This is a genomic window from Nonomuraea ferruginea (genome assembly GCF_039540635.1).
GTDB lineage: Bacteria > Actinomycetota > Actinomycetes > Streptosporangiales > Streptosporangiaceae > Nonomuraea > Nonomuraea ferruginea.
On the sequence record NZ_BAABFD010000002.1, the window covers coordinates 597706 to 619195 of the forward strand.

The following is a 21490-nucleotide window of genomic DNA, read 5'->3' on the forward strand; positions in this document are numbered from 1 at the left end:
GCTCTCCAACCTCCTCATGGTGTCGCCGCGGCGAGCGGGACGTCGAGTCGCGAGCGGAGCTCATGGAACGAGATCCCCCACGTCTCCCGGACGAGGACCTGGTCCCCTCCGGTGATCTCGAATATGGCGACGTCCGTATAAATCCGGTCCACGCACCGCAGCGCGGTGAGCGGATACGTGCATTCCCTGACGAGCTTCGGCTCGCCGGTCCTGGTGAACAGCGACATCAGCACGAAGACCTGCTTGGCGCCCACGGCGAGGTCCATCGCCCCGCCGACCGCCGGGATCGCGTCGGGCTCGCCGGTGTGCCAGTTGGCGAGATCCCCCGATGCCGAGACCTGGTAGGCGCCGAGGACGCACAGGTCGAGGTGGCCGCCTCGCATCATGGCGAACGAGTCGGCGTGGTGGAAGTACGAGGCGCCGGGCAGCTCGGTCACCGGGAACTTGCCGGCATTGATCAGGTCGGGATCGATCGCGTCGCCCGTCGCCGCCGGCCCCATGCCGAGCATGCCGTTCTCGGTGTGGAGGATGACCCCCGACTCCGGGGGGAGGTGATCGCCGACGGTCGTGGGCTGACCTATGCCGAGGTTGACGTACGCCCCGCGGGGAATGTCGCGCGCGAGCACCCGGGCCATCTCGTCCCGCCCGAGAGGGCTGCGGTCAGAGTGCTGAGCGATCATGACGACACCTGCACGATCCGGTCGACGTAGATGCCTGGGGTGACCACGGCCTCAGGATCCAGCACTCCCGGCTCGACGACGTGCCGCACCTGCACGACGGTGGTCGTCGCGGCCGTCGCCATGACGGGAGCGAAGTTGCGTGCCGTCTTGCGGTAGACGAGGTTCCCGAAGGCGTCCGCGGTGTGGGCGCTGATGAGCGCGACGTCGGCGGCGATGGGCAGTTCCAGGACGTACGTCCGGCCGTCGATCTCGCGGGTCTCCTTTCCCTCCGCGAGGAGGGTCCCGGCTCCGGTGCGGGTGTAGAACCCGCCGATCCCGGCTCCGGCGGCGCGCATGCGCTCGGCCAGGTTCCCCTGCGGCGCGACCTCGAGCTCGATCTTCCCGCTGCGGTACAGCTCGTCGAAGACCCAGGAGTCCGTCTGCCGGGGGAACGAGCACACGATCTTGCGCACCCGCCCGGCCGCGAGCAGCGCCGCGAGCCCGGTGTCCCCGTTGCCCGCGTTGTTCGACACGACGGTGAGGTCTCGCGCTCCCTGCCGGATCAACGCGTCGATCAGGTCGAACGGCATGCCGGTCGTGCCGAAGCCGCCGACCAGCACCGTCGAGCCGTCGGCGATGCCGCTGACCGCCTCGTCGGCAGAGGTGCAGAGCAGCGTCATGCGACGTTCTCCAGCACGACCGCCAAGCCCTGACCCACACCGATGCAGATGGCCGCCACGCCCCATCGTTTACCGGACTCCACGAGCCGCGCCGCGAGGGTCCCGAGAATGCGCCCGCCCGAGGCGCCCAGCGGGTGCCCGATGGCGATCGCCCCGCCCTTGGCGTTCACGACCTCGGCGTCCCGCAGCCCGAGCTTCAGCCAGGCGTCGACACAGGCGATCGACTGGACGGCGAACGCCTCGTTCAGCTCGACGGCGCCGATGTCGTCCCAGGTGATGCCCGCCCGCTCGAGCGCGTCTCCCGCGGCCTCGACCGGGGCGTAGCCGAACTGCTGCGGCTCCAGCGCCGCCCAGCCGCGACCGGCGATCCGCGCGACCGGGTCACGACCGATGGTCGCGGCCGCGCTCGCCGAGCCCAGCAGGACCGCGCTCGCGCCGTCGTTCAACGGTGAGCAGTTGCCGGCGGTGATCGTCCCGTCGGGCCGGAACGCCGGCTTCAGCTTCGCCAGCGCCTCGAGCGAGGTGCCGGGACGGATGCTCTCGTCCTGGGCCAGGTCGGCGCCGGGGACGGGCACCACGAGGTCGTCGTAGAAGCCCTTCGCCCACGCCTCCGCCGCGAGGCGGTGCGAGCGGGCGCCGAACTCGTCCTGCCGCTCACGCGAGATCGAGAACTTCTCCCGCAGCTGCTCGTTGCACTCGCCCAGCGAGGCCGTCCACTCGGCGGGCATCCGCTCGTTCACCAGACGCCAGCCCAGCGTCGTGGAGACGGCGGTGACGTCGCCTGCCGGGAACCGGCGCGACGGCTTCGGCAGGACCCACGGCGCCCGCGTCATCGACTCCACGCCTCCGGCGATCGCGATCTCCGCGTCGCCGGCCTCGATCATGCGTGCGGCCATCATGGCGGCGTCCAGCGACGAGCCGCAGAGCCGGTTCACCGTGGTGGCGGTCACCGAGACGGGCATGCCCGCCAGCAGCACGGCCATCCGGCCGACGTTGCGATTGTCCTCGCCGGCGCCGTTGGCGTTGCCCCAGAACACGTCGTCGACCAGGCCGGGATCCAGGCCCGGCGAGTGGTCGAGAAGTCCCTTCAACGCAGTCGCGGCCAGATCGTCGGCCCTCGTGTCGGCCAAGGCTCCGTTGAACCGGCCGAACGGGGTCCGGACCGACGCGTACACGAATGAGCTGCTCATCGGAGCGTCTCCACTTCCTGCCCCATCTCAGGAGGCGTCCTTCGCTTGCTTGCGGATGTCGTGTCGTGCCAGTGCGGGAGGACGTGCCGCCCGACGAGGTCGAGTGTGTGGCGGGCGACCTCCGGCGGCATGCCGAACGGGGCGACCCGCAGCTGGACGGACGTGACCCCCGCCCGGACGTACCGGGCGATCGTCGCGTCGATCTGGTCGGGCGTGCCCACCATGGGGAGCTCGATCTCGGCAGGGCCGTCCGCACCCATCCACAAGCCCCGCTCGGTGTAGTAGCCGGTCGCGGCCTTCAGGTGGCGCGCGGCGAGCTCGCGGGCAGTGGCGGCATCCTCGTGGACGACGCAGAACCTGGTGGTGGCGACCACTCCCTCCGTCCCGTCCGGCCGTCCGCCGCGACACGACCAGTAGGCGGCCGACTGCTTGGTCAACAGGTCGTCGCAGTAGTTCGTCGCGCCGTAGAATCCGTCGGCGAGCGTCGCGGCACGACGGGCCGAGGCAGCCACCTTGCCGCCCACCAGGATCCGCGGCCCGCCGCGCCGCACCGGAGGCGGGACCGCCACCGGCGCGTCGGCGGACCAGGCGTCGCGCAGCGACTTCAGCGTGGCGTCGAAGGCCGCGCCAGCCGGACCTGACGCGGGCAGCCCGGCCCGTTGGGCGACCTCCGGGCCGCCGAGCCCGAGGCCGAGGGTGAGCTTCCCGCCGCACAGCTGGTCGAGCAGCGCGGCCTCGTACGCCAGCTTCTCCGGACTGTACGCGCGCAGGAGCAGCACCGCCGACCCCAGCGCCAGGGACGTCCGCCCGGCCAGATGCCCCAGGACCATCAGGACGGACGGAAGGTGGAACGGCTGAGCCGCCGCGTGATAGCTCTCACCCACCCACGCGGAGTCGAAACCGTGCCGCTCCGCGCGGGCGAGCAGCGTGACCGCGCGATCCACCTGCGGGCGGACCGGCTCCTGGGAGCTCAGGTCGAGCGCGACCCCCAGCCGCATTCAGCCGGCGCTCTCTGCTTGCTTGACGACCTCGTCGTAGGAGAAGTCGTTGAACGCCTTGAACATCGCGTCGGTGTAGATCTCCTTCGCCGGGAACTTCTTGATGAGTCCGGCCGAGGCCATGAAGTCGAGCGAACGGGTGAACGCAGCCTCGTCGATCCGGCCCAGCGTCTTGTCGTCGAAGCCCTGTCCGTCCAGGCGTACCTCGAGGACCTTGACCCCGTCGGCCAGCGCCTTCTCCTCCGGTTCCGACCCGCGGGTCTCCGGATAGAGCTTCCACAGGTCGCGGATCGCGGCCTCGGGGTTGGCCTTGGCGAAGACGAACGCCTTCGCCACCGCGCGGCCGAACCGTTCGAGGACGTCCTTCTTGGCCTCGAGGTTCTTCCGGGTCGTCGCGAAGCCGCCGCCCCACGCGTCCGCCGTCTCCTTGACGGGAAGCGGCGTCAAGGTGACGCCGGCGTTCTTGACGATCTGGTACTGGATGTCCCAGAGCGCCAGCGCATCGACCTGGCCGCTCTTGATGGCGTTGATCTGCTGGGCGCCGGCGCCGATCGGCACCAGCGTGGCTCCGTTCTGGCCCAGCCCGTTGAGCTCCATCGCGGTACGGGCGAACGTCGCGCCGGAGCTCGCGACCGCGGAGACGCCGATCTTCTTGCCGTTCAGGTCGGCGATGCTCTTCACGTCCGAACCGTCCGGCAACTGCAGGCTGTAGATCCACTTCGCCCAGTAGGAGCTGAAGTAGGCCAGGTCCAGGTCCTTGTCGTGCCCGATGGCCACGGGCTCGACCGTCATGAGGCCGAGGTCGGCCCCGCCGCCGGCGACCTGCTGCGCTGCCTGGGTGGCCGACGGGAACAGGTTGGTCGTGACCTTCAGACCCTCCTGCTCGTAGAAGCCCTCGGCCTCCACGACGGCCATGACCGCGTAGCCGGCGTTCCAGCTCGGGGACGCCATCGCGAACGTCACCGGCGTCAGCCCGCCGGACTTGGCCGAGGCGTCGGATCCGCTGCCGGAACCGCACGCGCTCAGCGTCACGACCGCGCACAAGACCGCGACCGCACCACTGACGACTTTCACCGCTCGTCCGGTCTTCACGATGGAACCTGCCTCTTACTGGTTGGGGAGGGGGTAGGTGTCTTCGTTGAGCACTCGGCCCGGCGTCAGGGAGAAGTCCAGACGCGGCGGGCAGAAGATGTCGATCAGCTGGTTGGTCCCCGGACCGACGGCCTCGCTGGTGTGGATCATGGGCGGCGGGATCACGGCCACGGAAGGACTGCCGCACTTCAGGTGCCGGTCCTCGCGCCACTCGCTGCGCCGCCTGGACCACGGGGTCCGCAGGTGGTGGACGTACTCACCCTCCACGGCGAGCGAGCACTGCTCGAAGTCGTCGTGGTCGTGCGGCGAGAGGGTGTCCGGATCGCGCGGGCCGATCCTGGGCGCCAGGAAGTTGACCATGAAGGTGCTGCACCGCACGATCTGGCCCGGGCGGACGGCGTCCTGCGTCACCCGCAGGTCGGCCAGCCGGTAGGCCCTGATGCGGTAACCCCCGGGCGGGTCGGGCCACGGCTCGAACGGCTTGGTGTTCGGGTGCGGATCGGCGTACGAGTCCCGGTTGCGCGCCTTGTCCAGCAGGTCGGTGGACCGGGAGCTGAACAGCCGTACGACGGTGCAGTCGTCGACGCCGGCGATCGCGCTGCTGCCCGGCGGGACCATCACCACGGCCTTGCCCGAGACCGGCTCGGACTCCCGCGACGCACGGATGACGACGCCGCACTCCTCGTACGGGAGGATCGCGACGTACTCGTCCGGCTGGTCATCCCGCTCCAGCACGTCGCCGGCGACCAGCGTGGTGTAGGCGAGCACGAAGTTGTGTCCGCGGAAGTACCACGTCGACGATCCACCAGGGGTCGTCTCGTCGGGATCGCCCGTACCGAGGTCGGAGAACTCCACGTCGGGTGGGGTGGCCAAGGTGGTCATCGTCTGTCCTCATCTGTCGTGGGGGGTGGTCGTTCAGTCGTCCAGGCCGAGCAGGAAGGCCGGGTTGTCGCAGAAGATCTGCCGCAGCGACCTCTCGTCCAGGCCGAGGTCCAGCAGCGCCGTCGCGACGCGGATGTAGGAGTCCACCGGCAGCGGCCGGTCCTTCTGACCGAGGTCGGAGGCGATCACGGTGTGCTCCGGGCCGATCCTCTCGATCCAGTCCATGAGGATCTTCGGGTCCCACTTCTTGGTCCCCTCGGGGTCGTAGAAGCCGGTCTCGTGCTCGACGAACGCTCCGTAGCCGACGAGCTCACGGCACTTCGCCTCGTCCGCGCCGATGACGTAGTCGGGATGGTTGAGCAGCATCCGGGTGACACCCTTGTCCTTGGCCGCGGCGAACACCTGGGTGATCGACTCGGTCTCCATGTGCCCGCCGGTCACCATCGCGCCGGTCTCCTTGACCAGGTCGAGCACCTCGTGGACCTCGGGGATCAGCTCGCCGTTCTCCTGGTGGATGTCGACCCTGGACGACGGCACCTCGACGCTCGCCGTGGGGAAGCCGACGCCCTCCGGATGGCACTCGATGTGCCGGCCGGCCGAGAACGTCGGGAACCACACCGCTTTGCCCCCCATGCGCAGGCACATGGCCACCGCCTGGGGGTTGATGCCGCCGACCATGCTGTTCAGGGTGATGCCGCCGAAGACCGGGGTCTTGATCTTGGCCAGCCGGTCGCTCATCGAGAGCAGGTCCATGACCGTGTTGTGGTGGTGGGACTTCACCAGCACGCCCCGCATGCCGAGCCGCTCGCCGTCCTTGCCGGCCTCGGCATGGTCGATGCGTCGGGGGAACGGGTTCGGGCCGGAATGGCAGTGCAGGTCAACGCAGCCGTTCAGCAGCTTGATGATGGCGGGTGTGGCAGTCACGAAGTCTCCAGGCGTCGGCGGTGTTCGCATCACAGACTGAGAGTTCGCTATTCGGTCTGTCAATAGGGTGCGTTCGAGGAAGGCTTCCGCGAATTCGCAGGGAAATCTTGCAGCAAGACGTGGGACACGCTTACTCTCTGTCCGTACTGCGAACTACGGGCACTCTTTATGGACACTCAACGAGGCGGGGGCCGATGACGAAGCGCCAGGTCGACAAGCCAGTGACTGCTCGCGAGCAGGACATCCAGGCGGTGAGCCGGACCGCGCAGATCCTCGGACTGTTCGGTCCGGAGACTCCGGAGCTCTCCGTCGCGGAGGCCACCCGCCGGCTCGGTCTGAACCGGACCACGGTGCATCGCTACTTCAGCTCGATGATCGGCTCCGGCCTGCTCGAGCGTGTGGAGGACTCCGCACTCGTTCGTCCCGGACGGTCGATCCTGCAGCTCGGCAGCTTCATGCTGGGACAGCAGCGCATCATGCAGAAGGCGCCGGCCTACATGCGCGAGCTCGTGCTCGAGATCAAGGTCAGCACCGTGCTGTCGCTGTGGGGCACCTCCGGCCCGGTGGTCTCGCTGGTGGAGGAGGCCGAGCATCCCACCCTGGTGACAGTGCGCGTAGGCTCACAGCTCGCCCTGGACTCCTCGCAGGCCAAGGTCTTCCTGGCCTTCCTCCCCGACCAGTTCCACGCCGACCGGCTCACCGGCAGCCTCCCCGAGCCCCAGCGCACCGAGACTCGCCGTCGTATCGAGGCGATCCAGCAGGCCGGCATGAGCAGCCACGTCAACCACCGCGGCATCTGCGTCGTCGCGGCGCCGGTGTTCGCGGCGACCGGGATCTGCGCCACGATCGCGGCCGTCGGCACCGAGCGGATGCTGCCGGAGGCGCTGGACTCCCGAGAGGCCACGGCGTTGAAGGCCGCCTGCAAGCGACTGACCAAGGAGATGGGCGGCACGTGGCCCGAGGCGGCCGACTGATCGCTGCCCGCACGACGACCAAGGCGCGGGCAGCCTGCGCTCGAACCAGGTGAGGAATGACAGACATGCCGACCAGCACCGACACCGACTGCGTGATCCGCCTGGACTCGCTGTCCATGCTCTACCCGACGAAGTCCGGCGGGACCGTCCAGGCTCTCGACGACGTCTCCCTCAGCGTCCGAGCCGGTGAGTTCATCTCCATCGTCGGCCCCAGCGGCTGCGGCAAGAGCACGCTGCTGCGGATCATCATGGGCCTGTCCCGCCAGACCTCCGGACAGGTCACCTTCGGGCCGTCGGAGGACACCCACCGCAACCAGCTCGGGATGGTCTTCCAGCAGCCGCTGCTGCTGCCATGGCGCACCGTGCGGAAGAACCTGCTGACGTCGCCGGACCTTCACGGCGCCCGGGACGCCGCGACCCACGCGAAGGCCGACGAGCTGCTGGTGATGCTCGGCCTGGAGGAGTTCGGCGATCGGTACCCCAACGAGCTGTCCGGCGGGATGCAGCAGCGGGTCGGGATCGGCCGCGCCCTGATGCACGACCCGCGCATCCTGCTCATGGACGAGCCGTTCGGCGCCCTCGACGCGATGACCCGCGACCAGATGGGACTGGACCTGCTGAAGATCTGGGACCAGGACCGCAAGACCGTGCTGTTCGTGACGCACAGCATCCCCGAGGCGGTGCTCCTCGCCGACCGCGTCGTGGTCATGACACCGCGACCCGGCCGGTTGGCGGACGTCGTCGAGGTCGCGCTCCCTCGACCGCGGCGGCTCGAGAACATCAACACGCCCGAGTTCGGGGAGATCGTCCTGAAGATCCGCAAGCTGCTCGACTCCGAGCACAGCGCCCACTAGGAGTCCTGATGTCCACCAACACCAAGCGCCACGCAGCCGGCGGCGAGGCACTCGCCGCCCCGGACGGCGGGACCGCGCCGGTGGAGGCACCCACGAGCTCGGACACCCCGGTCCGATCCCGACGCCGCCGAGTACCGGAGATCACCTACAGCGTGCTGGTGTTCATCGGGCTCTTGGTGGTCTGGCAGGCCGTCGTGGAGATTTTCGACGTCTCCGACATCCTCGTCCCCGCGCCCACGGCCGTCGCCGGCTCCCTGGTCGACGGCTTCCAGGACGGCAGCCTGATGACCCACTCGATCGTCACCCTGAAGGAGATCCTGATCGGGTTCGGCATCGCGGTCGGCTCGGCACTGGTCTCCGCGGTGCTCATCACCCAGTTCCGGACGGTGGAGCGCGTGCTCTTCCCGCTGCTCATCCTGACCCAGACCATCCCGAAGGTCGCCATGGCGCCTCTGCTGATCGTCTGGTTCGGCATCGGGATCAGCTCGAAGGTGCTGACCGTGGCCCTGATCGCGTTCTTCCCCCTCCTCATCAACGCCATCTTGGGATTCCGGTCCGCCGCCTACGAGCAGGTCGAGATGCTCAGGTCCTTCGGCGCGTCCCGCATGCAGGTCATGCGGCACCTGCAGATCCCGTCGGCGCTTCCGCACATCTTCGCGGGACTGGAGGTCGCCGTCATCCTTTCCGTGACCGGCGCCGTGGTCGCGGAGTTCGTGGGCAGCTCCGCAGGTCTGGGCTACCTGATCCAGGCGAGCAACTTCACCCTGGACGTGGCCAGGACCTTCGCGGTGATCGTCGTGCTGTCGGCCGTCGGCATCGCACTGCACGCGGTCGTCGTGCAGCTCGGCAAGTGGCTGGTCTTCTGGACCGCCGCCCCCACCGACACCACCAGCGGGATCTGAGCCATGACACGAGTACGCAACGGGATCAACGACGGCACGCTCGGGACCTGGATCAAGCTCGCCAGCCCCGAGAGCGTCGAGATCATGGCCTACGCGGGCTTCGACTTCGTGGTCATCGACCTCGAGCACACGACACTGGACCTGGGCGCCGCCTCGACCCACATCGCGACGGCCCGCGCCCTCGGCGTGGACCCGCTCGTCAGGGTGCCTGACCACGGCCTCAGCGTGATCCAGCGGGTCCTGGACGCCGGCGCGGCCGGTGTGATCGTGCCGCACGTGGACACGGCTCAGCAGGCCCGGGCGGTCGTACGGGCCACCCGCTTCCCGCCGCGCGGCGACCGCGGGTCCGGCGGCACCAGCCGAGCGGGTCGCTGGGGGCTGCTGCCACGGGCGGACTACCTCGAGTACGGCAACGAGCAGGTTCTGTGCGTCGTCCAGCTCGAGAGCGAGGCGGCGATCAGGAACGCGAGGGAGATCCTGGCCCTCGACGGCATCGGTGCCGCGCTCGTCGGGACGGCCGACCTCTCGATGTCGATGGGCGTCGCGGCGGGACGCGACGAGGTGGACCGGCTCGCCACGTCCGCGCTGAAGGCCGCCGCCGCGGCAGGTGTTCCCATCGGCACCGCCTCCGCCACGAGTGAGGAGGCCCGGACCGCGCTGGCCCGCGGCTACGACTACGTGGTGGTCAGCAACGACACCTCGATCCTCGCCAGCGGAAGCCGGGCGATCGTGAACGCGCTGAAAGCGCCCGTCGCCGAGCGAGTCGCCCGGTGAGCGCGCCACGGGTCGCCATCGTGACGGGCTCGAGCTCCGGGGTCGGAGAAGGGATCGCCCATGCGCTCGCGGCAGACGGCTTCACCGTCGTGGTGAACTCGGCCACCTCGGTCGACGCCGGTGAGCGGCTCGCGGCCCGGCTCCCGGGGGCGAGCTACGTCCAGGCCGACATCGCCGATCCCTCCGACGCCGTGCGCTTGGTGGAGACGACCGTGGAGCGGCACGGCCGGCTCGACCTGCTGGTGAACAACGCCGGAGTGTCTCGACCCGTCCCCCACGCCGACCTGGATGCGATCACCGCTGACGACTGGCACCGGATCCTCGGCGTCAACGTCGTCGGGACGTGGCAGGTCTCCGTCGCCGCCGTGAAGGTCATGGAGCCCGGCAGCCAGATCATCAACATCACCTCGGTGGGCGGCTCGCGCCCCCTCGGCAGCTCGATCCCGTACTCCGTCAGCAAGGCCGCGCTCGACCACCTGACGAGGCTGCTGGCCAAGGCCGTGGGTCCGGACGTCCGGGTGAACGCGATCGCCCCGGGGCCGCTCCAGACCCGACTGACCTCGGACAGCCTCACCACGCGGGCGGCGCGCACCGTGGCCATGACACCGCTGGGCCGGCTCGGGCAGCCATCCGACGTCGCAGCGATGGTCCTGGCGCTCACCAAGGCCCCCTTCGTCACCGGTGAGGTGATCCACGTCGACGGCGGCATCAACCTCGTCACCCACCTCGACGCGCCTCGCAACGACGACGCGTGATCCGTACCCGCCCCTGAGGGCCAACCGGGGCGCTGCGCGGCGTCGATGGCATGCGCGACACCTTTGAGCCGGCCGGAATCCTCGAAGCGGTTGGGGGACTTGCCGACCTTCAACCGGCTCGGCGGCCGGACGGCGGGTTCTCGGTGCTGCGGTTGGCCACGCTGCTGGACCAGCCGGTACTGGCGGGGTCCGGCCTCCCTACCGGCCGGTCTGGCATTTTCGAGGACGGCCGGCCGGTCCGGCGCTTCCCTTCCTACAAGGGGCGGAAGCACTTTCGGACCGGTGGTGGTCAGCGACGATGGGCCGGCACGTCGGTTACGAGTCCTGGCTAGAACGCGATCACCTGATGTTGGACTACGACCCGCAGGTGGTCGGCATCGCCACCTACTGCCGGGGCGGACCATCGTCGAGGTGGAGACCAGGCTGCCGCCGGACGCTCCGACCGAGGCGGTCCCACGGGAGGAGTTCGATCCGTCACGGCGGAGCTCGGCCGAGCGGAAGCAGGCCAAGGCAGTGGAGCTGGACGTTACCGCCCGCACGATCGAGCGGCGGAGGGCCCGCGACGCTTGCTGCTCCCATGCCGGGTTTCCGGTGGTCCCGCACGATCATGCAGTCGGCTCCCCCGGCCGCCTACAGCCGAGAGCCCTGCCCCGGTTCCGGCTCGCGGAAGCGGAGCGGGGCTCGCTCAGGTGGGTCAGAATCCGCTGGCAGAACCCCCGGCCGGTCCTACGGCACCAACACGTCGGTGCTCGAATTTGAGACAGTGCCTAGTCGAGCCCGACGAGCGCCGGATCAGCGGCAGTGGTGCGGATGGGTATCGCAGTCGATGGGGTCTTGGTCGGGGTAGATCGACGACACTCCTGCGCCGTTCAGGGGCGCGGCTGTGGCAGACCCGGCGCCGATGACCTGTGCTGCCCCGATGGTGAAGAACGCAGCCATGATCATTACAGCCGTGCGCTTTTTGTTCATGTGACCCTCTCTTTGATCGTCGTACACGAGCCATGCTCGCTGGCCGATCTTGAGGATCAGTTGTGGATCACTGCAGGTGCTGCCCGCGTTCGTGGTGGGCGCCCCGAGATGCAGGTCGAAGCCATTGAGGAGCCGTGCAGAGGGAGGAACGAACAGCTCGCCCCACGGCTGAGGCCCCGAGCGAAGACCGGCAGTTGAACATCGCGGACCGTCCGGACCGCGGCGAGGGTGCCGGGACCTGCCATCCCGTGACGGTCCACCCGGGCCACGGTCCAACGACGGTCCAGACAGCGAGAAGGCCGGTCACCCCGTTGGAGAACCGGCCTCTGACCTGCTGCGATGTGGTGGGCGATACGGGGATCGAACCAGTGACGGTGTGAAGACTGCAGACGCCGGGGTTCAGCGAACCTGCAGGCCCGTCACCGCGCGCCCGATGATCAGCCGCTGGATCTCCGACGTCCCCTCGAAGATGGTGTAGATCTTGGCGTCGCGGTGGAAGCGCTCCACCGGGTGCTCGCGGGTGTACCCCGCGCCGCCCAGGATCTGGATGGCCTGCTCGGTCACCCACACCGCCGTCTCCCCCGCGACCAGTTTCGACATCGAGCCCTCGGCCTGTTCGAAGCGCTTGCCCTGCCGGGCCATCCAGGCCGCGCGCCAGGTCATCAGGCGGGCGATGTCGACCCGGGTGGCCATGTCCGCCAGCAGGAAGGCGATGGCCTGGTTCTCGCCGATCTTGCGGCCGAACTGCTCGCGTTCGCGGGCGTAGTCGCGGGCGTACTCGTAGGCGGCCCGGGCGATGCCGACGGCCATGGCGGCGACCGTGGGGCGGGTGGTCTCGAAGGTGCCCATCGCCGCCTGCTCGCCGGCGCGCTCGCCGTTGCGGACGCGGGCCAGGCGGGCGTCCAGTTTCTCCTTGCCGCCCAGCAGGCACGAGCCGGGTACGCGGACGCCGTCGAGGACGACCTCGGCCGTGTGGGAGGCGCGGATGCCGTGCTTCCTGAACTTCTGGCCCATGGACAGGCCCGGGGTGCCGGGCGGGATGATGAAGGAGGCCTGGCCGCGGGTGCCGAGGCCGGGGTCCACGGAGGCGACGACGATGTGCACGTCGGCGATGCCGCCGTTGGTGGCCCAGGTCTTGACGCCGTTGATGACCCAGTCGCCGTTGTCGTACACGGCTCTGGTGCGGATGGCGCCGACGTCGGAGCCGGCGTCGGGCTCGGAGGCGCAGAAGGCGCCCAGCTTGACGTCGTTCTCCGTGCCGAACATCTCCGGCAGCCACTGGCCCGCCTGCTCGGGCGTGCCGCTGCCGGACAGCGCCGCGGCGGCGAGGCAGCTGCCGACGATCGACAGGCCGATGCCGGCGTCGCCCCAGAACAGCTCCTCGAACACCACGGGCAGCGCGAGGCCGCTTTCCTCGAACCACTGGGTGGCGAAGAAGTCGAGCGAGTAGAGGCCGATCTTGGCCGCCTCCTGGATGACCGGCCAGGGGGTCTCCTCGCGCTCGTCCCATTCGGCGCCGGCGGGGCGGACCACGTCGCGGGCGAAGGTGTGCACCCAGTCCCGGACCTCGATCACGTCCTGGTTGAGGTCCAGACTGAAGCCGCTCATGTGGTCGCTCCCTGAGATCTTCCGGTGAGGCCTGGCCCGACGCCAGTATGCTACCGGCCAGTAGTCGCAGGCCGGCGTGACGGGCCGCGGCGCGCGACCGTCTTCAGTTCTTGATCCCGGTCAGCGTGACCCCCTCGATGAAGTACCGCTGCAGGAGGAAGAACAGCGCGATGATCGGCGCGATCACCGCCGCCGAGGCGGCCATGAGGTAGCCCCACTGCGTCAGGTAGATGCTCTGGAACGACGCCAGGCCCAGGGACAGCGTGTAGTTCTCCTCGCTCTGCAGGTAGAGCAGCGGCCCGAGGAAGTCGTTCCAGGTGCCGATGAACGCGAAGATGGTGACCACGATGATGGCGGGCCTGGACAGCGGCATGACGACGGTCCAGAACACCCGCCAGGGCGAGGCGCCGTCGATGTAGGCGGCCTCGTCCAGCTCGAAGGGGATCGTCAGGAAGAACTGCCGCAGCAGGAAGACGTTGAACACGCCCCCGCCCGCCCCGGCGAACCAGCTCGGGACGGTGAGCGGCGCGATCGTGTCCAGCGCGCCGAGCCGCTGCCACATCACGAACGTCGGGATGAGCGTGACCGCGTACGGCAGCATGACGCCGGTCAGCAGCAGCGCGAAGACCACGTCGCGGCCACGCCAGCGCAGCCGGGAGAAGCTGAAGGCGGCCACCGAGCAGGTCAGCACCGTGCCGACCACGCTGACGACGGCGATGACCAGCGTGTTGACGAAGTAGCGGCCGAAAGGCTGGGTGGTGAGCGCCTCGCTGAAGTTCGACCACTGGAACGGCGAGGGGATCCACTCCGGCGGGGCGACGAACATCTGGGCGTCCCGCATGAGCGCGCTGCGCACCAGCCACACGAACGGGAGCAGCGTCGGTACGGCGCCGGCCAGCAGTGCCAGGTAGAGCAGGAGCCGGCGCGGCCCGCGAGTCACCGGGCGCCTGCCATCTCGTAGTAGACCCAGCGGCGCGCGTTCCTGAACAGGAGGAACGTCACCACCATGATGATCATGAAAAGGGTCCAGGCGAGCGCGCTGGCGTAGCCCATCTCGCTCTCGTTGAACGCCTTGCGGAACAGGTAGTAGACGTAGAAGAGGGTGGCGTGGTTGGGTCCGCCCTCGGTCATCACGTACGCCTGGTTGAACACCTGGAAGGTGCCGACCACGCCGACCACCAGGTTGTAGAAGATGGTCGGCGTCATCATCGGCAGCGTCACGTGCCAGAAGCGCCGCAACGGCCCGCCGCCGTCGATCGAGACGGCCTCGTACAGGTGCCGCGGCACGCCCTGCAACCCGGCCAGGAAGATCACCATGGTGTTGCCGAAGGCCCAGGTGCTCATGATGATCAGCGACGGCACTGCGGTGGACTCGGCGTAGATCCACTGGGAGGTGGGCAGCCCGCCCTGCCGCAGCAGGGAGTTGAGCAGCCCGAAGTCCGGGTTGAAGATCCAGATCCAGAGCACGACGTTGGCGATCGCGGGCACCAGCGTCGGGAGGTAGAAGATCGTCCGCCACACCGACAGGCCGCGGACGCGCTGGTTCAGCAGCATGGCCACGGCGAAGCTGACGATGAGCACCAGCGGGACCGAGCCGAGCGTGTAGTACGTGGTGGTGGTCAGCGACTTCCAGAACAGCTCGTCGCCGGCCATGGCCGCGTAGTTGCCGAGCCCGACGTACACCGGGGCGGCGCCGATCCGCCAGTCGGTGAGGCTGAAGAACGCCGAGGCCGCCATCGGGCCGATCGTGAAGATCAGGAATCCGAGGATGGCGGGCAGCGCCATGAGGATGCCCCAGCGCGTCTCAAGGCGGCGCATCACACCTCCTGGGTGTGGTGCCAGCCCTGCAGCATGCCGGTGATCTTGGGGGTGGCGGCCTTGAGGATCTCGCCGGCCGGACGCTTGCCGGTCTCGATCTCCTGCAGGGCGGGGGTGAGCACGTCGCCGGCGATGGCCGACAGGTTCCTGAGCCGGTTGCGGAAGTCGGGCACGCCGTGCTCCCGGGTGTAGTCGACGACGGCGGTGCGGAACTCCGGCGGGTGCTGGTCGTTCTTGGTCCAGGCGTCGATCGCCGCCTGGTCCTCGTAGTACTTCTTCTCCTGCGGCATCCACAGGCCTCGCGCGTACAGGTCGACGTAGCGGGGGTCGTTGTGGAAGGCGAACAGCTCGACCGCCTCCTGCTCGTGCGCGGTGCCGGCGAACACCGCCGACGCCCCGGCGACCTGGGTGGCGGTGTACGGCTCGGCGTACTTCGGCAGCACGCCGATGCCGTAGTCGACCGCGCTCTCGTTCATGTCGAGCAGGCTCCAGTGGCCGTCCACGACCATCGCCACCCGCTTGGTCTTGAGCAGGATGTTGGTGCCGGGCACGTCGTCGCCGGTGGCGGCGAGCTGGCCGGGGCCGGGCGCGACGCGGTGCTCGTAGATGAGGTCCTGCAGGTTCTGGAACACCTCGATCGCCTCGGGTGTGTCCAGCCGGCAGGTCCTGCCGGTCTCGTCGGCGATGTCGCCGCCGTTGGAGCGCAGGTAGCCGTACCAGGCCGCGCCGTAGGTGATGCTGCTGGAGATGCCGAACTGCCTGACCTGCCCGGGGTCGAAGCCGGACTCGTCCGGGTGCCTGCCGTTCTGGTCGACGGTGAGCTTGTAGGCGTTCTCGACGAGCTGGTCCCACGTCCAGGCCGAGGCGGCGGCGGCCGGCGGGGTGACGCCGGCCGCGGCCACGGCGGACCTGCTGAACCACAGCAGCATGGACTCGTTCGCGGTGGCGAGACCGTGCAGGTCGTCCCGGCCGCTCCACAGGTAGGCGTCGGGGAGGTAGCCGGCCAGCTGCGGATACTTCTTCAGGTACGGGAACAGGTTGACCAGCTTGCCCTGCTCGCCGAGCCGGAACGACATCGCCATCGGGACGTAGCCGGCGTCCGGCAGGCGGTCGCCCGCCACCAGGGTGTTGAGCTTCACGTCGTACTCGTCGGGGGTGTAGAGCGGTTTGACCGTGACGCCCGGGTTCTTCTGCTCGTACTGCTTGAGCATGTTCTCGACGGCCTTCTTCTCGAACGTCGAGCCCCAGAACATGAACTGCAACTGTGTTCTGCCGGCCCGCTCCTGGTCACCGCCGCAGGCCGCGGCCGTGGTCCCGAGAGCGGCGAGGCCGCCGAGCTTCAACAGGTCGCGTCTTCTCATCGGCGTGTTCCTTACGCGAGGGGGATCCAGACCCGCATCGCGCCACCGTCGCGGTTGTCCCACTGGAAGTAGGGGACTGCCGTCGCGGTCACGCGGGTGCTGGTCGCGAGGGACTTGCTGGTGTACGGGAGACCGTCGCGCGGCTCGTGCACCACGACCGCGTCGACGTCGAGCAGGACGGTGCGGCCGACGCCCGGCAGGTCGTCCCTGGGGACCGGGCGGGGCACGGCGTCACGGGCGATGGCCAGGTCGTCCACCTCGACGCGGCCGGGCTGGTCGGCCTGCTCGAAGCAGTAGACGAGAGGGCCGCGCTGCAGCACGGCGCTGCCCCTGACGGCGTCGACGCGGTGGTGCGGGCGCAGGAGCCTGGGGGTCAGGTCGAGGTTCAGCTCAACGGTGTCGCCGGCCCGCCAGCCCGAGCGACGAATCCTGAAATATCCGTCTTCGTGGGGCTGGGCGAGGTGGTTGTCGACGTACGTGGTCTCGCTCCAGGACGGGATCCGGAGCGCCAGCTCCCACTCCCCCGCCGGCGCCTCCTCGACCGTCACGCGGACCAGGCCGTCCCACGGGTAGTCGGTGTCCACCCGCACCCGTCCGCCGCCTCCGCTCACGACGCCCTCGGCGTACTGGTGGAGTTGCAGCCCGGCCTCGCTCCACGTGGCGAGGTAGCCGCCGAGCGAGGCCACCAGCCGCATGATGTTCGGCGGGCAGCAGGCGCACGCGAACCACTCCCTGCGCCGCCCGAGGTAGGCGTCCTCGACCAGGTCGTTCCTGCGCTGCAGGGGGTTGACGTAGCAGAACCGCCGGCCGTCGGCCGAGGTGCTCGCCGCGAAGGCGTTGAACAGCACCCGTTCGAGCAGGTCGGCGTAGCGGCCGTGGCCGGTGGCCAGCAGCAGCCGCCAGTTCCAGTGGATGCTCGCGACGGCCGCACAGCTCTCGCTGTAGGCGCGGTCGGGCGGCAGTTCGTAGCGCTCGCCGAACGCCTCGCCGTCGTGCCGCGACCCGTTGCCGCCGGTGACGTAGGTCTTGGTGGCGACCATGTCCTCCCACCGGCGCACCGAGCACTCCAGCAGCGACTCGTCGCCCGTCTCCAGGTAGAGGTCGACGACGCCGGCCTCCAGGTAGAGCTGGCGTACGGCGTGCCCGACCGGCGTGTCCGCCTCCCGTACCGGCAGATGGTCCTGGGCGTAGAGCGGGCCCATGCCGCTGTCGCGGATCAGCCCCTTGCCGCGGTTGTCGACCAGCTTGGCCGCCAGGTCGAGGTAGGCGGGATCGCCGGTCAGCCGGTGCAGCTCGATCAGCGCGGTCTCGACCTCGGCGTGGCCGTCGATGCCGTCGTTCCCACCGGTGAGGAACACCTGGACGAGGTGGTCGGCCAGGCGGCGGGCGACCGGGAGCAGCGTGTCCCCGGCGCCCGCGCGGCTGGCCGCCACCGCCGCCTGGAGCAGGTGTCCGGCGCAGTACATCTCGTGGCTGTACTCCAGCTCGGCGTAGATCTTCTCGGGCTTGACGACCTGGTAGTGGGAGTTGAGGTAGCCGTCGGGCCGCTGCGCGGCGGCCAGCACGGCCGCGGCCCGCTCGATGAACGCCGTGTACCGGGGATCGGGAGCGCGGGCGTGCTCCCAGGCGACGGCCTCCAGTTGCTTGTAGAGGTCGGAGTCCTGGAACCGGTATCCCTGGAACTGGCCGTCGCGCTCCCCCGCCGCGCGGCGGAGGTTGGGCAGCGCGCCCGATCGTTCCATCCGCTCCAGGCCGAGCGGGATGCTCGTCTCACGGTTCACCCGCTGCCACCGGGCGAGCGGCCCGCCGGTGACGCGGGCGTCGCGGAGGCCGATCGGCCGCAGGACGGCGCGGGCGGAAGGGACGGCGGGACCGGGGATCTGATCCATCGAGCTCCTCACCGGGAGAGAGAAAACGGTGGGAATAGGTTTTCTCAACCCGGAGGGTAAGGTGTGATACACCACGGGTCAAGAGGTGGACGGCCACGCTAAGGTGTGACCGCGAAGGGGGAGTCGGTTGGCCAGCCCATCCGAGCGGACGGCGAAGACCGTCACGATCAGAGACGTCGCCGCGGCCGCGCAAGTGTCGATCGGCACCGCGTCCAAGGCGCTCAACGGCCGCGGCCGCATGCGCGCCGAGACCCGCGACCGGGTCCTCACCGCCGCCCGGCGGCTCAGCTTCCGCCCCAACCCGCTGGCCCAGGGCCTGCTGGCCGGGCGCACCTACACGGTCGGCCTGGTCACCGGCGACAGCTTCGGGCGCTTCAGCATCCCGGTGATGCTCGGCGCCGAGGACGCGCTGGACGCGGGCCAGATCTCGGTGTTCATGTGCGACACCCGCGACGACCCCATCAGGGAGCGCCACTACGTCGAGCGGCTGCTGGCCAGGCGGGTCGAGGCGATCATCGTCACCGGCCGGCGCACCGAGCCGAGGCCCGGCATCGGGCGGCTGCCCGTCCCCGTCGTCTACGCGATGACGCAGTCCACCGACGAGGGCGACGTGTCGCTCGTCCCCGACGACGAGGGCGGCGCCGCGCTGGCCGCGCGCCACCTGCTGGCCACCGGCCGCACCCACGTCGGCCACATCACCGGGCCGCGTCGGTTCCAGGCGGCGCGGCGGCGCGCCCAGGGGCTCACCGCCGCGCTGGCCGAGGCCGGGCTGCGGCCGGCCGGGGAGGTGCTGTTCGGGCAGTGGAGCGAGGAGTGGGGCAGGCAGGCCGCCGACGTGCTGCTGCACGCCGCGCCCGACGTCGACGCCGTCTTCTGCGGCAGTGACCAGATCGCCAGAGGCGTGGCCGAGACGCTGCGCGAGCGGGGCCGGCGGGTGCCCGACGACGTGGCGCTCGTGGGGTTCGACAACTGGGAGCCGATGGCGCTGGGCTGCCGCCCGCCGCTGACCACGGTCGACATGAACCTGGGCGAGATCGGCCGGTTGGCCGCCCGGCACATCATGGACGCGATCGACGGGCGCCCGGCGGCGGGCGGGGTGACGGTCGTCCCGGCGAGCCTGGTGATCCGCGAGTCGACCCGGCGGACGGGCTGACGGTTGACGGGCGCTGTGGGACATCTTACGGTCCCGGTTGGGAAAACCTATTCCCAACTCACGAGGAGTCCAGTATGGACCGTGGATCCCGCCGCACGCGTTCGGCCGTGGCGGCGCTGTTGCTCAGCTCCTTACTCACCGGCGGTGTGACGACACCCGCGCATGCCGCCTCCCCCGCCGAAGTCATCGACCTGTTCGGCAGGACCGTCAACGGCCACGGCGTCCAGCTGGTCGACTGGCAGGGCTACCTGGCCAACCCGTACGTCGAGCTCACCGTCAAGCCCCCGGCCGACGCCCGCTACCCCGTCACCGTGGACCTGAAGGCCGAGGGCACCTCGCGGCTGATGATGGACCTGCCGAGCCGGCTCACCGCGACCGGCGCCACCAAGACGCTCACCTTCGCCGGCGCGGCCGAGCGGAAGACGTTCAAGCTCGCGATCCACTCCAGGCGCGGCCCCGGCCAGGACGAGACCCACACGCTGCGGCTGTCCGTCAGGGAGGCGGGCGGCGCGACGTCCCAGCAGTCGATGCCGATCCGGGTGCAGCAGGACGAGAAGACGCCGCTGGAGCCGACGCTGCCGGTCACGTTCGACTACCGGTACGACACGATCACCGGTTACTTCTCGGACACCGCGTTCAGGACGGCGTCGGAGGAAGCGGTCAAGGACTGGTTCCGGTTCTTCGACATGGCGCCGTTCGACACCGTGGCCGCCGGCGCGGAGACCAACCACCTGCCGGGCGACGACTGGCAGAACACGATCACGGTCACCAACCAGACCGCCTACAACGGCATGTACGTGTTCTTCAGAGGCATCCAGACCCCGTACTCGACCGGCTACCCCGCGGCCAACGGCCGCTACAGCGCCAGGAACGGGCAGCGGCTCCCCGGCCCGCTCCACCGCTCCACGTCGATGATCTTCGAGTACGACGAGGCCGGGAAGCGGCTGTTCACCTCGCTCGCCGACGAGGACTGGTACCGGACGGAGATCCAGGGCGACGTACTCGACGTGCACGGCCTGGTCATGCACGAGTACGGTCACGCCGTCGCCTTCCACAGCGACTGGGCGGGCATGCGCGCCTACGTCCAGGGCGGCGGGAACGACCCGGACGTCTCCGCCTACCAGGGCTACCCCGTGCCCCTCGATTCGAGCTACCACATCCCCGGCGAGCAGCGGTACTGGGACCGGCTCAGCGGCCAGAGCGGCGGCTGGACCCATCTGTTCCCCACCCGCCGGTGGATGCTGACGAAGCTCGCGCTGCTGGTGGCCGAGAACGCGGGCTGGCGGCTCAACCGCGAGCTCACCCCGTTCCTGCCGCCGTCCATCGTCACCACCTCGCTCCCCCAGGCCACCCCTGGCGCGGCCTACCAGCAGCGGCTGACCGCCAAGGGCGGCGTGCCGTTCTACGACTGGCAGATCGACGGCGGCACGCTGCCGGCCGGACTCAGCCTGGACCGGTTCACCGGCGCCATCACCGGCACCCCCACCACGGCCGGCACGTCCACGTTCACCGTCAGGCTCCGCGACTACGACCGGCTCAGCACACCGGTGACCAGGACGTTCACGATCACCGTGGGCGGTGGCGGCGCGGCGAACCTGGCCGGCACCGCCACGCCGACGGCCTCGTACACCTCGCCCTGGGAGAGCGTGGCGGCGATCAACGACGGGATCGACCCGCCGCGCTCGAACGACACCGCCAACCCGCGCTGGGGCACCTGGCCGCAGACCGGCGCCCAGTGGGCCGAGCTGACCTGGCCAGGCAGCCAGACGATCCGCTCCGCCGAGGTCTACTTCTTCGACGACGGCGGGGGCGTGCGGCTGCCGACCTCCTGGAAGCTCCAGCGCTGGACGGGCAGCGGGTACGCCGACATCCCCGGCACCTACCCGGTGGCGCCTAACGCCTACAACCGGGTCACGTTCGACCCTGTCAGCACGACCAGGCTCAGGGTCGCGCTGCAGAGCGGCCCGGCGTCGGTCGGGCTGCTGGAAGTGAAGGCCTTCTCCTGAAC

Annotated in this window: 20 protein-coding genes; 7 read left to right on the plus strand and 13 right to left on the minus strand. The window is 69.8% G+C overall.

Going from position 1 to position 21490, the window contains the following annotated elements:
* Positions 1 to 14: 14 nt before the first annotated feature.
* From ABD999_RS06070 to ABD999_RS06100, 7 genes are read right to left on the minus strand one after another with little or no spacing between them, the layout of a single operon-like run.
* Positions 15 to 680, minus strand: coding sequence for a 3-oxoacid CoA-transferase subunit B (locus ABD999_RS06070; RefSeq protein ID WP_271277141.1), 666 nt, complete (start codon positions 678 to 680; stop codon positions 15 to 17).
* Positions 677 to 1339: a 3-oxoacid CoA-transferase subunit A gene (locus tag ABD999_RS06075; RefSeq protein ID WP_271277140.1), complete on the minus strand. Its 663-nt coding sequence runs from the start codon at positions 1337 to 1339 to the stop codon at positions 677 to 679. Before ABD999_RS06075 ends, ABD999_RS06070 begins: the two co-directional genes overlap by 4 nt.
* Entirely contained in the window at positions 1336 to 2529 is a 1194-nt protein-coding gene (locus ABD999_RS06080) for a thiolase family protein (protein ID WP_271277139.1), read from the minus strand. Before ABD999_RS06080 ends, ABD999_RS06075 begins: the two co-directional genes overlap by 4 nt.
* A complete protein-coding gene (locus ABD999_RS06085) occupies positions 2526 to 3527 on the minus strand; it encodes an LLM class flavin-dependent oxidoreductase (protein WP_271277138.1) in 1002 nt (333 codons plus the stop codon). Before ABD999_RS06085 ends, ABD999_RS06080 begins: the two co-directional genes overlap by 4 nt.
* Entirely contained in the window at positions 3528 to 4619 is a 1092-nt protein-coding gene (locus tag ABD999_RS06090; RefSeq protein WP_222708984.1) for an ABC transporter substrate-binding protein, read from the minus strand.
* Between the two features lie 15 nt (positions 4620 to 4634).
* Positions 4635 to 5501: a cupin domain-containing protein gene (locus ABD999_RS06095; RefSeq protein ID WP_271277137.1), complete on the minus strand. Its 867-nt coding sequence runs from the start codon at positions 5499 to 5501 to the stop codon at positions 4635 to 4637.
* A 33-nt stretch (positions 5502 to 5534) separates the two neighbouring features.
* Entirely contained in the window at positions 5535 to 6425 is an 891-nt protein-coding gene (locus ABD999_RS06100; protein ID WP_271277136.1) for a DUF6282 family protein, read from the minus strand.
* Positions 6426 to 6619: 194 nt separating this feature from the next.
* Between ABD999_RS06100 and ABD999_RS06105 the strand changes: the two genes are divergently transcribed.
* The 5 genes from ABD999_RS06105 to ABD999_RS06125 all read left to right on the plus strand — a co-directional run bounded on the left by ABD999_RS06105 (position 6620) and on the right by ABD999_RS06125 (position 10684).
* Positions 6620 to 7399: an IclR family transcriptional regulator gene (locus ABD999_RS06105; RefSeq protein WP_148032259.1), complete on the plus strand. Its 780-nt coding sequence runs from the start codon at positions 6620 to 6622 to the stop codon at positions 7397 to 7399.
* A 65-nt stretch (positions 7400 to 7464) separates the two neighbouring features.
* Positions 7465 to 8253, plus strand: coding sequence for an ABC transporter ATP-binding protein (locus tag ABD999_RS06110; RefSeq protein WP_148032260.1), 789 nt, complete (start codon positions 7465 to 7467; stop codon positions 8251 to 8253).
* 8 nt (positions 8254 to 8261) lie between these two features.
* Complete coding sequence (locus ABD999_RS06115) at positions 8262 to 9155, plus strand: ABC transporter permease (RefSeq protein WP_148032261.1); 894 nt, start codon at positions 8262 to 8264, stop codon at positions 9153 to 9155.
* A gap of 3 nt (positions 9156 to 9158) precedes the next feature.
* Positions 9159 to 9929, plus strand: a complete 771-nt coding sequence (locus tag ABD999_RS06120; protein ID WP_271277135.1) for an HpcH/HpaI aldolase family protein — start codon at positions 9159 to 9161, stop codon at positions 9927 to 9929.
* Complete coding sequence (locus ABD999_RS06125; RefSeq protein ID WP_271277134.1) at positions 9926 to 10684, plus strand: SDR family NAD(P)-dependent oxidoreductase; 759 nt, start codon at positions 9926 to 9928, stop codon at positions 10682 to 10684. Before ABD999_RS06120 ends, ABD999_RS06125 begins: the two co-directional genes overlap by 4 nt.
* A 792-nt stretch (positions 10685 to 11476) precedes the next feature.
* Here the strand turns inward: ABD999_RS06125 and ABD999_RS06130 are convergent.
* From ABD999_RS06130 to ABD999_RS06155, 6 genes are all read right to left on the minus strand, one after another.
* Positions 11477 to 11653: a hypothetical protein gene (locus tag ABD999_RS06130; protein ID WP_271277133.1), complete on the minus strand. Its 177-nt coding sequence runs from the start codon at positions 11651 to 11653 to the stop codon at positions 11477 to 11479.
* Between the two features lie 399 nt (positions 11654 to 12052).
* Positions 12053 to 13261, minus strand: a complete 1209-nt coding sequence (locus ABD999_RS06135; RefSeq protein WP_271277132.1) for an acyl-CoA dehydrogenase family protein — start codon at positions 13259 to 13261, stop codon at positions 12053 to 12055.
* A gap of 103 nt (positions 13262 to 13364) precedes the next feature.
* Positions 13365 to 14201 carry a carbohydrate ABC transporter permease gene (locus ABD999_RS06140; RefSeq protein WP_271277131.1) on the minus strand — a complete coding sequence of 279 codons (837 nt, stop codon included), beginning with the start codon at positions 14199 to 14201 and terminating at the stop codon, positions 13365 to 13367.
* Positions 14198 to 15079, minus strand: coding sequence for a carbohydrate ABC transporter permease (locus tag ABD999_RS06145; protein WP_271277130.1), 882 nt, complete (start codon positions 15077 to 15079; stop codon positions 14198 to 14200). The genes ABD999_RS06140 and ABD999_RS06145 overlap by 4 nt, the downstream gene beginning before the upstream one ends.
* Positions 15079 to 16440: an extracellular solute-binding protein gene (locus tag ABD999_RS06150; RefSeq protein WP_345482607.1), complete on the minus strand. Its 1362-nt coding sequence runs from the start codon at positions 16438 to 16440 to the stop codon at positions 15079 to 15081. The genes ABD999_RS06145 and ABD999_RS06150 overlap by 1 nt, the downstream gene beginning before the upstream one ends.
* An 11-nt stretch (positions 16441 to 16451) precedes the next feature.
* Positions 16452 to 18329: a glycoside hydrolase family 127 protein gene (locus ABD999_RS06155; protein WP_271280519.1), complete on the minus strand. Its 1878-nt coding sequence runs from the start codon at positions 18327 to 18329 to the stop codon at positions 16452 to 16454.
* Between the two features lie 127 nt (positions 18330 to 18456).
* On the opposite strand from ABD999_RS06155, the gene ABD999_RS06160 reads away from it, so the two are divergent.
* Positions 18457 to 19482: a LacI family DNA-binding transcriptional regulator gene (locus ABD999_RS06160; RefSeq protein ID WP_345482608.1), complete on the plus strand. Its 1026-nt coding sequence runs from the start codon at positions 18457 to 18459 to the stop codon at positions 19480 to 19482.
* Positions 19483 to 19556: 74 nt separating this feature from the next.
* Complete coding sequence (locus ABD999_RS06165; RefSeq protein WP_271280351.1) at positions 19557 to 21488, plus strand: Ig domain-containing protein; 1932 nt, start codon at positions 19557 to 19559, stop codon at positions 21486 to 21488.
* Positions 21489 to 21490: the final 2 nt, after the last annotated feature.

What these genes read in the sequence shown, in the direction of transcription:
- ABD999_RS06155 (WP_271280519.1), bottom strand. Translation starts at nt 18,329, where the DNA reads ATGGATCAGATCCCCGGTCCCGCCGTCCCTTCCGCCCGCGCCGTCCTG.
- ABD999_RS06145 (WP_271277130.1), bottom strand. Translation starts at nt 15,079, where the DNA reads ATGCGCCGCCTTGAGACGCGCTGGGGCATCCTCATGGCGCTGCCCGCC.
- ABD999_RS06080 (WP_271277139.1), bottom strand. Translation starts at nt 2,529, where the DNA reads ATGAGCAGCTCATTCGTGTACGCGTCGGTCCGGACCCCGTTCGGCCGG.
- ABD999_RS06070 (WP_271277141.1), bottom strand. Translation starts at nt 680, where the DNA reads ATGATCGCTCAGCACTCTGACCGCAGCCCTCTCGGGCGGGACGAGATG.
- ABD999_RS06135 (WP_271277132.1), bottom strand. Translation starts at nt 13,261, where the DNA reads ATGAGCGGCTTCAGTCTGGACCTCAACCAGGACGTGATCGAGGTCCGG.
- ABD999_RS06115 (WP_148032261.1), top strand. Translation starts at nt 8,262, where the DNA reads ATGTCCACCAACACCAAGCGCCACGCAGCCGGCGGCGAGGCACTCGCC.
- ABD999_RS06085 (WP_271277138.1), bottom strand. Translation starts at nt 3,527, where the DNA reads ATGCGGCTGGGGGTCGCGCTCGACCTGAGCTCCCAGGAGCCGGTCCGC.
- ABD999_RS06165 (WP_271280351.1), top strand. Translation starts at nt 19,557, where the DNA reads ATGGACCGTGGATCCCGCCGCACGCGTTCGGCCGTGGCGGCGCTGTTG.
- ABD999_RS06095 (WP_271277137.1), bottom strand. Translation starts at nt 5,501, where the DNA reads ATGACCACCTTGGCCACCCCACCCGACGTGGAGTTCTCCGACCTCGGT.
- ABD999_RS06150 (WP_345482607.1), bottom strand. Translation starts at nt 16,440, where the DNA reads ATGAGAAGACGCGACCTGTTGAAGCTCGGCGGCCTCGCCGCTCTCGGG.
- ABD999_RS06120 (WP_271277135.1), top strand. Translation starts at nt 9,159, where the DNA reads ATGACACGAGTACGCAACGGGATCAACGACGGCACGCTCGGGACCTGG.
- ABD999_RS06105 (WP_148032259.1), top strand. Translation starts at nt 6,620, where the DNA reads ATGACGAAGCGCCAGGTCGACAAGCCAGTGACTGCTCGCGAGCAGGAC.
- ABD999_RS06075 (WP_271277140.1), bottom strand. Translation starts at nt 1,339, where the DNA reads ATGACGCTGCTCTGCACCTCTGCCGACGAGGCGGTCAGCGGCATCGCC.
- ABD999_RS06130 (WP_271277133.1), bottom strand. Translation starts at nt 11,653, where the DNA reads ATGAACAAAAAGCGCACGGCTGTAATGATCATGGCTGCGTTCTTCACC.
- ABD999_RS06110 (WP_148032260.1), top strand. Translation starts at nt 7,465, where the DNA reads ATGCCGACCAGCACCGACACCGACTGCGTGATCCGCCTGGACTCGCTG.